This window comes from Mycobacterium shunyiense, from assembly GCF_058270075.1.
Map to the genome: position 1 here is coordinate 420,797 of NZ_JBZDPU010000005.1, position 9,448 is coordinate 430,244.

Genomic DNA, 9,448 nt, shown 5'->3' on the forward strand with positions numbered 1-9,448 from the left:
GGGGAACCGTCAGGTAACCGGTTGCAGCACCGGGCCGGCGGCCTGGTTGTACAAGTCCGCGGCCGCGCTCATCGCCGCCTTGATGGTGTTGTAGTAGTGCGTGCCGACGCCGCCGCCGCGGAACTTGAGCAGCTGTGGGTTCTGCGCCAGCGTGGCCGCCAGCACACTGTCGCCGTTGATGGCGTATTTCTTGGACGCCTCAGTGAACCGAGCGATGAACCGGGCGATCGCCTTGTTGGGATCCTGACGCTCGGCGACGGTGCCGAAACTGGCCTTCTCCTGGAATAGGCCGATGACCTCATCAGCCGCGCCACCTGAGCTGCCATAGGCCTGCACACCGCCAGAGGCGGTCGGGCGGAACGTGGACTCGATCTTCGCGGTGGCGATGACGGTCTTGATCTGGTCTTCGCTGAGTCTGGCGGCGTGGCCCTGGCTCACGATGGCCTTGACGATGTCCTGCGCGCTGGAGTCCTTGCCGACCACCACCGGTGGCGGCGTGGGGACCACGGCTGCGGCGTTCTTGGTGACTGGGTCCACCGCAGGCGGTTGCTCCACCGCCACCACGGTGTTCCGGTGCGTCGGAGCAGACAGCAGGGTGGCACCGCCGAGGCCGGTAGCGACGAGAACAGTGGTGATGATTTTCTTTGCGCGGTTCTGTTTTCCGAACGCCTCGGTTGGTCCGCCGAACTTCGGCATGGTCGTACTCTCTTCTGTGATCTGCGAAAATTTGTGAGCCGTGTCCGACGCGCCCGCCCGCTCCCACCGCCATTCAGACGCCAAAAGACAGGGATGGACCGTGCATCGGTCACGCTGGGGCGGCCACGCGCCGATCCGACCAGATGCACGCGACTAAAAGTTTGCTATGTGCGATTCGGCCGAGGCGACGCAAGAGTCAGCCCGCCGCCGACACGTCACATTTATGGCAACTACCACCCTTATTGCCACAATGTGATCGGTGTCACTCTACCTGGCACTACAGAGGTGTAGTAATTAGCCGTGAACTGTATTAGAACATCCGAAATCTGGCAAAACCCCAGTACAGGTCTGTCCGACGGCGGCCAGTAGAAGCCTGGTCAATGATCAGCTTCCCGTTTGCCGAGGCGCACCCCGACGCTTTGCGTAGCCGCCGCTAGGTGCACAAATATTGTCCGTTGAGCACGCAATTCGAAGGCGGCGCGTACGACCCGGACAACACGCCTCTGAGGCCCCCAATGGCGGTACCGCCAGGTGCAATGATGCGATTCCAATTCGCGGGCGTGAGCACATAGTGCGTGCCATACCGCGTGATGTTGCTGCTCCACGTGTGCGAGACGGATTCGCCCATCGGCAGGTCGAATTCGAGCTTCCAATCGGACAGCGGCACGGCGCTCGGGTTGGTGATCGTGAAGTGGCCGATGAAGCCGGTCTGCCACGTCGATGACACCCACAATCTCGCCGCGGGCGCGGCCGCTTGAGCTACGGGGGTGATGACAAGCCCGGGCATGGCGACCAGTAACGCCGACACCGCTACCTGAACCGCTGTGCGCCAGCGCTTCACGTATGAACGCAATCCCGCCATGGTGGCAAAGTTAGAGCCACCCGGGCGATGTCGACGCCTCGCATCGCGGCTCCGCTGCAGTACCTTTGCGCAACTGAAACCGTCGCGAAATCTCCGGGCTCCCCGATTCGCTGATTGAAACCGGCACCCCGGCCCGGAAACCGCAGGTATAAACATCGTCAGCCGACGATGGCTGGGAACATGCGGACAGTTGTGGTGATCCGCCGGAAACGATCGGGACAGCATGGGTCGGCACAGGGCCTCGCATATCGCAGCGCAACATCGACCTTCCGCCGGACCGACCGGGTCGGGGGCAGCAATCTACGTTGGGCGCGTCGGATTGTTGGCGCTGGGTTTGGGCATCGGCGCGGCGGTGGCAGGCAGCGCCGGAATCGCCAATGCCCAAGGCACCCCGGACAACAACGGCGGTTCCGCCGCACATTCGTCGGATTCATCGACTGGCGCCGGCACGGTGAAGAGTCCCCCCTCCGCCGGATCGCCTGGCGCCAAGACCCGCAAGCCCGGGTTGTCACCCACGCCAAGAATCAAACCGGCCAACAGCCGCCGCGCTCCGATCGGCGACGAGCGGGCGGCCGCTGCCGGCCCAGCCTCGATACCGGGGTTGTCCCTTCGCATTTCGCGGAAGATCCCGGCTCCCGCGCGCTCCGCTGCACCTGCCAGAGCGACCGACGCCTCGACCTCACCCACGAGCGTGCGTCCCAACGCCACTCGGATCCGCTCGCGTCTGGCCGCCACGCCGACCGCCGGCCCGACTCGCACCGGCTCTCCGGCCACGGCACCGTCGGTCGGCTTGCCGGCGGAGGCGAATACCGGTGGTGCACCGGCAGTTCCGATGCCCATGGTGCAGGCGGTGCTGCAGTTGGTCCACCGGGAAGTCGAACGCTTCACCCTCGCTGCCAACCACTTCGGGCCGGCGGCCAGCTCCACCCCGATCGGCGTCAACGCTGTTCCGGCGATCGCACCGGGGGTCCCGACCCCCGCTGATCAGGTCCCCACGGTCTACGGCGATATCGGCAAATGGATGCTGCAGTCCAACGGGCAGATATCCGATTACGGTGGACTGCCGTACCAGGGCAGGACGGTGCTGGAGCCGGTCAACGTCATCATCGTCGACCCGACGTCGACGTCAGCAGCTGAGGCGGCCTACAAGCTCAACACGGCGATGTTCTGGTCCGGCTACCCCGCCCAGCCCATCCACAGCACCGGGTTCCAAGGCACGATCGACGATGTGACCTATGGGCAGCAGCCCACTGGCCCCTTGCTGGGCTACTCGGACAACTTCTTCCTGTTCCCCAACAACCACGGCCGAATCTTCGGGCCCGACCCCGTGGAGACCAGCGCGGGGTACGTCTGGAGTGGCTCGTTCAGCACCGAACAGTTCGTCATCTACGACCTGTTACCCAGACATGCGTACGTCTCGTCCAACCTCGCCCGAAATGCGCTCGCGCTTCGGCTGCTCGCCAGCGGCAGGGCGACCTATGGCGGGATGGTGGCGTTGGACAACTCGTACAACACCGCCACCACGACAACCGGTGACCATGACGGTTACGCCGTGGTCATCGTCCTGAAGTAGACGTGAACTCCGGCTGCACATCACCAAGTGACCAGAGGCGAGACCTGCCCGCCTCCCGGCCACCGAACCCTCACGTACGTAACGTGGTGGCGGAGAAATTCGAGTTTCGCCGCCACTCGGTTACAAACGCGGCATGGACCGCACGCTATGGCCGCAAAATCTCTGCTGGAGAAACGGTTTCGACGAACGCGCGCGCCGCATCTGCGAGTTTCCTGTCCGCGGTGGCCAGCGCGTCCGCCTGCAGTTGGGTCAGTGCGATGTACTCGGCCTCGTAGGTGTCCGGCCAGTCCAACTGGGCGGCTATTCGCCAAGCGCGGTCCTGTAGTACCCGGTCGCCCAGGAGTCGGATCCGCAGCCCGCGAATACCGTCGAGGACCTTGCGGGCGCCCGCGTCGTCGATCTCGCCGCGTCGCACCGACTCGTACACCAGGGCAAGTGCCTGCGAACGCAAGAGCGTGGGCGCCACCAGGCTGTGCTCCGGCGGAATCGAGGCTCCATCAGCGGCGAGCTTGACGGCGACCGGGGCATCGATGACAAACGCTGTCATACCAGTACCTTCGCACGAACACGAGCCACCAGTAGCAGGTCGCACGTTTGAGGGACCTGAGTTTGGATACCCCTCGGGTGAAGAAGAAGGTAATTACTCCTGCACACAACAGGAATACGGCGGAGGGAGCCCAACGTGGCATTCTCGCAGATCGCAATGAAGACGATGGCAGCTGCGGCCGGGATCGCGGCAGCCGGAATGGTGGCAGCGACTCCGGCATACGCAGATCCGGAAACGCTCCAGTTCGGCCAAACCGCAGAAGTTCCCAGTCCAGGTGGCGCCATCGACTACACCGTGAGCAACTTGCAGCCCAGCGGTCATAACGACGGGATCTGGTATGCCGATGTGACGGCCGAGGCCGTCAGCGGCTCCCCGACGCCGAACATTTCCGATTTCAACGCTCGGGCTGTCAACAGCTCCACCTACGCGGACATGAAGGGCAACCAGACGGACGGCCTTGCCAACCAACCGATCGCACCGGGGTCTCAAACGACCGGGCGGGTCTACTTTGACGTACGCGGTGGCACCGCGCCCGACAGCGTGGTCTATCGGGACGCCGGTGGTACCGACAAGGTGGTTTGGAAAGGCTGACCACCCATCGGTGAAATCGGCGGAAAGGTGACCGCCGACGTCGCCCTGCGGTAACACTTTTGGTCATGACGATCGCAGAGGACGTCAAGGCCGAACGCGCAGCATTGACGAAGTCGTTGGTCGAGTTGGGCCCGTCAGCCCCTACCGCGTGTGGCGGGTGGACGGCGCTGCACCTTGCGGCCCATCTGGCTGGTGAAGAACGCTACGGAGGTGTGACGACCTTCATTGCTCGATCCCTGGTGACGCGTGGTGTTTCGGTGTCCGGTACACCGAAGATGGTCGACATTGCGCTTCGCCGGGAACAGCGACACGGCTTCGCGGCAGTGATCGATCGGTTGCGTCGGCCGATGCCGCGGCTGCTGCTGCAACCGACGGTGGCGCCGCTGGCTCTGTTCGAATACTGGACGCATCACGAGGATCTCGTCGGTTTCGACAGCGACGCCCACGCCGCGCCGGTGACGCTGACGGAGGCCATTCCACTGGTACTGCGGTACCAGGTCAAGAAACTGCCTGCGGGAGTTCGGGTAACGGTCAGCATGAGCGACGGCCGCCGGCAGTGGTCAGTCGGACCGACGTCGGGACCGGAAGTGATCCTCGGTGGCTCTGCCCCAGATCTGGTCCGGTGGCTGTCGGGTCGACGAGCAGCAGGCGAGATCACCATGGCCGGGCCCAGCGCAACGGTGCAGGAGCTCCGCGCATTCGGGGGGCGAGTGTGACTGCCGGACAATGGACTTGCGCCGCTGTGAGGCTGCGTTGACCGTCGATGACGACCTCGACTCGCTCTACGGCATGCGGCCCGAAGAGTTCACCGCCCGGCGCAATGAGCTCGCGGCAGCGGCAAAGAAGCGTGGAGATGCATCGGCGGCCAAGGCGATCGCCTCAGCCCGTCGGCCGACGACGGCTGCGTGGGTGGTGAACCTGCTCGCACTGACCGACGCGACAGTCCGCCCAAAATTGACCAACCTGCACGAAGCGCTGCGCGCCGCACACGCGGCCATGGATGGTCAACGCATCCGTGAGCTGTCGGCGACACAGCGAACCCTCGTGCAGGACCTGACCCGCGCCGGATTCGCGGCGGCCGAACTGCCCGATCCGACAGCAGCATTGCGCGACGACGTCACCGGCACACTCCAGGCAGCGATCGCCGATCCCGAGGTCGCTGCGCGTCTGGGCCGGCTGTCCAGAGCGGAAGAGTGGTCAGGATTCGGCGACTTCGGAGCATCGTCCGTTGTGATCACGCGTTCCCGGCCCGACACAGGATCCTCGCCGGGACCCACCCCACCACCACCGACGCCGCGCGAGAAGCAGTCCGACGAGGACACTGCTGCGGTTGAGACGGCCCGGCGCCGCCGTGACGCCACCGCATCCGAACTGGGCCAGGCCCGCGCCGCAAACGACGATGCTCTCGCAGCGTTGAAGGAACGCCGGCGCAAGGTCGAAACCGCACGCCGGCGCTACGAGAAAGTCCTCGAGACGCTCACGGCCGCACAGCGCGACCTCGAGGCAGCGGAAGCGCAACTCGACCTCGCGCAACAATCCGCCGATGAGCTGCAGAATCGGGTACGAAACGCCGAAGCAGCTGTGGCGCAGGCAGAATCGCAGCTGATTCGACTAACGGGCGAGTAACAGTGGCCGTCGGGCGTCAGACGCCGAAAGCTTTCGCATACGCAACCTCACCGCGGGGTACCGCCGCATCCGGATTGAGCGTCAGGGCCAGGAAGTTGTCGTCCGGTGCCTCGAACGGCGCAGTGATACCGAGCCGCGATGCCGGGCTGAACCCGAACCGCGGGTAGTACTCAGCGTGACCCAGCACAACAACCAGGTTCTCCCCCAGTTGGCGCGCCCGCTCCAACCCTGCGCGAATCGCCGCCGACCCAGCGCCACTTCGCTGGAGATCGGGCACGACCGCGCAGGGCCCGAGTGCGAGGGCGGGATGACCGTCGACGGCACATCGCGTGAGCAACGCAAATCCCGCAATCTCACCGTTCACGTCGCAGCTGACGACGGACAGTCCGTCGATCCAGGCGGTCGGGTCTTCTCGGAGCGCGTCGACGAGGTTCGCTTCCAGCTCGGTGGGAAAAGCTGCCGCATTCACGGCGTGGATGCGCTCGACATCCTCTGGTTGCTCAACTCGAGTACTCCACATATCCAACCTCTCACTCACCGCCTGTGTTTCATGCGTCGTGAACCATATCTTCTGCCGCCCCGTCAACCCGGCACGGTGCTGGACGCGCGCCCGAGATGCCTGGGAAAGAACCGGGTATCGATCCGGCCATCGGCGGGCACCGGGTGATGCCGCCCTGGAAAGGCATGCAGCACTTTGTCTTCCGAGGCGAAGGCACCGAACAGCTCGAGTCCAAATCCGCGTGGGATCTCCTCGTCGTCCCACGGGAGCAGGTACTCGACAGGGATGGTCACCTGCTTCGCCGCCTCCAGTAGCTCAGGATGTTCGACTACCGCGCCGAAGAGCGCGGCGGTGATCCTGGATTCAACCGCGACCAGCGGTATTCCGACCGCGCTCGCCAGTGTCATGCCGGAATAGCCGATCGGCGCTCGTGGGTCGATCTCTGGAAGGGTATGGACTGCATCGATCGTGGCCTGCCATTCGGAGACGGCGCGTTCGGCCACCGAGTGGCAGTAGTCCGCGAGGTGCCGACCGAACGACGGGCTGCGTTCTGCCCGCGCCTGCTGGAAGGCGTCGACCAGACGAACATCTGCTGCGCTGCGTGGCCGCTCGCCATGGCCGGGCGCGTCGATCGTGACAACGTGAAAACCATCCGTGAGCACCGAAGAGTAGGCTCGGGCGACGTGCCCCGGGGCCCTCTTGTCCAGGCCGCCGGGGTGACCGGCCAGCAGTACCGGAGCGCCGTCGGAATCGGTTTCCGGTGACCAGAGCACACCGGTGATGTCGCCCAGGGTGAAGGTGCGTTCGATGACGCCGTTCGACGACGTCTCAGAGGTGAAATGCATGATGTGATGCCCTTTCGGAAGTGCCGATGTTCAGGCGCTCCCGGCGACACCTACCTCGATCGCCCGACCGTGAACACGAGTGGGAGCACCCACAGGGTTACAGCGTCCATGGGTCTCACCTCCTCGCGTGCCGTCACGGTCGCAGGCACGTTATCAATGCGACGGCGACCCCGTCCAACGGTTTTCGCGCGCGTCCGCGTTACGTACCATCGAGTTCGGACAATCGGCCGTCCTCTCCCGACGCGAAGGTTCTCCTATGCACGCAATCCATCGCCACCGAACTCCCGCGGTGCGCAACCGCCGGAAGATCTACGGGCCCGCGGGGCTGGTCACGGCCACATTCACCGCGCTGGCACTGGTGAGCGCCGCCGCGCCCGTTGCCAACGCGGCCCCATGCCCGGACGCCGAGGTGGTGTTCGCCCGCGGGACCGGAGAGCCGCCGGGTGCCGGCGGCATCGGGCAGGCGTTCGTCGATGCCCTCCGCGCCAAGGCCGGCGCGAAGTCGGTCGCCGAGTGCCCGGTGAATTACCAGGCCAGTGCCGATTTCGCCGATGGCATTCAGTTTGCCCTCACTGTGATCGACGGCATCAGGGACGCAACCACTCACATTCAGGCCGTCGCCGCCGACTGCCCCACCACCAAGATGGTGCTCGGCGGGTTCTCCCAGGGCGCGGCAGTGGCGGCATTCACCACAGCTGCCGACATCCCCGAGGGCGTCCCAGCCGCCTTCGTGCCGCCGCCGATGCCACCCGAGATTGCCTCGCACGTGGCCGCCGTGGCGCTGTTCGGGAAACCGTCAAACGAGTTCCTCACCGACGCCGGGGCGCCGCGAATCACCATCGGACCGCTGTATGCACCCAAGACCATCGATCTGTGCGCCACCGGCGACAGCGTGTGTAATGGTGCAGCGCCAGGACCGCCCACCGGCGCGCACAACTCGTACATCGCGAACGGCATGGTCGACCAGGCCGCGCAGTTTGCGGTCAGCCGGTTGTAGCGACCACACCGCTGATCCTCCCTGTTTCGTGCGGTGGTGCCTCGCACAAGCTCGGCGTTCCCGTCCGCCCGGTCGCGGACGCTCGACACCTGCCTGGGCGAACGGCACTTGAACCATGACTGCACCCGCACCACAGAAACGGAGTAAACGTATGGGCACCAACCGAATCACCAACGGAACCGAGCGCACACTCATCGAGAACACACTCGACCGAAACCGTGAAGCACTGATCGCGACCGTACTCGGGCTGACTGAGCCAGACGCGCGCCGACACCTCGTGACATCGCTGACGACGCCGATCTCGTTGATCAAGCACGCAGCGGCCGCGGAACGGATTTGGTTCCAACGGTTCTGGGGCGGCCTCGATGAATCCGCATGCGACGGATACTCGAGGCGAGACGAGGGTACGTTCTCCGTTGCCGATGACGAGTCGCTCGCCGACGTGATCGCCGAATTCGAGCGCGCCAGTCAACAATCCCGCGAGATCGCCTCCCGCTTCGACCTCGACGCCACGATAGACATACCCGCAGAGGGAAAGGTGAGCATGCGGTGGACCCTGCTCGCCATGATCGAAGAGTTCGCCAGGCATGCCGGCCACGGCGATATCCTTCGCGAGCAGATCGATCAGGCCCGCTCTGACCGCGGCACCACCGAAACTTCTTGACCTGAACCGGGGTTGGGTTCCTGCAGGCGGCGTACCTCAGTCGAGGCAGAACTCGTTGCCCTCGATGTCCTGCATCACGATGCAGGACTCCTCGATGCCGTCCGCGGGCAACACCCGCACCTGCACGGCCCCGAGCGCCACCAAGCGCGCACACTCGGCTTCCAGAGTCGCGAGGCGTTCTGAACCGACGAGTTCGCCGCCCACCCGGACGTCGAGGTGCACTCGATTCTTGACGGCCTTGCCTTCCGGTACGCGCTGAAAATACAGTCTCGGGCCGAGACCCGAGGGATCGATGCAGGCGAACGCCGATCCCTGGCGCTCCGGACTGAGGGATCGATCGAAATCCGCCCAGGTGTCGAACCCCGGCGGCACCGGCGGCACCACATAGCCCAGCACCTGGCACCAGAAGCGACCTACGCGCTCGGGATCTGCGCAATCGAAAGTGACTTGGAATTGCTTGACGGAGGCCATCAACCGACCCTAATGGGAATTGATCAGCGAGTCTGCGGCCGGTAGTGGTCTGGTCGGGTGAAGCTGATTACCGAGCC

At 64.9% G+C, this 9,448-nt stretch carries 13 protein-coding genes; 6 read left to right on the forward strand and 7 right to left on the reverse strand.

The genetic code is table 11. The features are described from left to right. Positions 1-9: 9 nt before the first annotated feature. From AC4ELH_RS04370 to AC4ELH_RS04380, 3 genes are all read right to left on the reverse strand, one after another. Positions 10-696, reverse strand: a complete 687-nt coding sequence (locus tag AC4ELH_RS04370; RefSeq protein WP_064958738.1) for a hypothetical protein — start codon at positions 694-696, stop codon at positions 10-12. Positions 697-1,129: 433 nt separating this feature from the next. Next, the gene (locus AC4ELH_RS04375) at positions 1,130-1,558 is read right to left on the reverse strand and encodes a cellulose-binding domain-containing protein (protein WP_448448740.1); all 429 of its coding nucleotides are present in this window, start codon (positions 1,556-1,558) and stop codon (positions 1,130-1,132) included. Between the two features lie 300 nt (positions 1,559-1,858). Continuing rightward, positions 1,859-2,398: a hypothetical protein gene (locus tag AC4ELH_RS04380; RefSeq protein WP_448448739.1), complete on the reverse strand. Its 540-nt coding sequence runs from the start codon at positions 2,396-2,398 to the stop codon at positions 1,859-1,861. Between AC4ELH_RS04380 and AC4ELH_RS04385 the strand changes: the two genes are divergently transcribed. Continuing rightward, positions 2,391-3,131, forward strand: a complete 741-nt coding sequence (locus AC4ELH_RS04385; protein WP_448448738.1) for a hypothetical protein — start codon at positions 2,391-2,393, stop codon at positions 3,129-3,131. The genes AC4ELH_RS04380 and AC4ELH_RS04385 overlap by 8 nt on opposite strands. 145 nt (positions 3,132-3,276) lie before the next feature. On the opposite strand, the gene AC4ELH_RS04390 is transcribed toward AC4ELH_RS04385, so the two are convergent. Then, positions 3,277-3,678, reverse strand: a complete 402-nt coding sequence (locus AC4ELH_RS04390; protein ID WP_498883318.1) for a type II toxin-antitoxin system VapC family toxin — start codon at positions 3,676-3,678, stop codon at positions 3,277-3,279. A gap of 135 nt (positions 3,679-3,813) precedes the next feature. Here AC4ELH_RS04390 and AC4ELH_RS04395 point away from each other — a divergent pair, with 135 nt between their 5' ends. The 3 genes from AC4ELH_RS04395 (at position 3,814) to AC4ELH_RS04405 (ending at position 5,895) form a co-directional block, all read left to right on the forward strand. Further along, positions 3,814-4,269 (forward strand): DUF1942 domain-containing protein, encoded by a 456-nt coding sequence (locus AC4ELH_RS04395; protein WP_064885227.1) that lies wholly within the window; start codon positions 3,814-3,816, stop codon positions 4,267-4,269. 65 nt (positions 4,270-4,334) lie between these two features. Then, the gene (locus AC4ELH_RS04400; RefSeq protein WP_498883319.1) at positions 4,335-4,985 is read left to right on the forward strand and encodes a maleylpyruvate isomerase family mycothiol-dependent enzyme; all 651 of its coding nucleotides are present in this window, start codon (positions 4,335-4,337) and stop codon (positions 4,983-4,985) included. A 10-nt stretch (positions 4,986-4,995) separates the two neighbouring features. Continuing rightward, on the forward strand, positions 4,996-5,895 hold the full coding sequence (locus AC4ELH_RS04405; RefSeq protein ID WP_498883320.1) for a hypothetical protein: 900 nt from the start codon (positions 4,996-4,998) through the stop codon (positions 5,893-5,895). Positions 5,896-5,911: 16 nt separating this feature from the next. On the opposite strand, the gene AC4ELH_RS04410 is transcribed toward AC4ELH_RS04405, so the two are convergent. Continuing rightward, complete coding sequence (locus AC4ELH_RS04410; protein WP_448448763.1) at positions 5,912-6,415, reverse strand: GNAT family N-acetyltransferase; 504 nt, start codon at positions 6,413-6,415, stop codon at positions 5,912-5,914. A 62-nt stretch (positions 6,416-6,477) separates the two neighbouring features. After that, on the reverse strand, positions 6,478-7,239 hold the full coding sequence (locus AC4ELH_RS04415) for an alpha/beta fold hydrolase (RefSeq protein ID WP_064885235.1): 762 nt from the start codon (positions 7,237-7,239) through the stop codon (positions 6,478-6,480). Positions 7,240-7,495: 256 nt separating this feature from the next. Here AC4ELH_RS04415 and AC4ELH_RS04420 point away from each other — a divergent pair, with 256 nt between their 5' ends. Next, positions 7,496-8,236 (forward strand): cutinase family protein, encoded by a 741-nt coding sequence (locus AC4ELH_RS04420; protein ID WP_498883321.1) that lies wholly within the window; start codon positions 7,496-7,498, stop codon positions 8,234-8,236. Positions 8,237-8,387: 151 nt separating this feature from the next. Beyond that, entirely contained in the window at positions 8,388-8,900 is a 513-nt protein-coding gene (locus tag AC4ELH_RS04425) for a DinB family protein (RefSeq protein WP_064885237.1), read from the forward strand. 36 nt (positions 8,901-8,936) lie between these two features. Here AC4ELH_RS04425 and AC4ELH_RS04430 read toward each other — a convergent pair whose 3' ends face one another. Then, a complete protein-coding gene (locus tag AC4ELH_RS04430; RefSeq protein ID WP_448448734.1) occupies positions 8,937-9,371 on the reverse strand; it encodes a VOC family protein in 435 nt (144 codons plus the stop codon). Between the last annotated feature and the right edge of the window lie 77 nt (positions 9,372-9,448).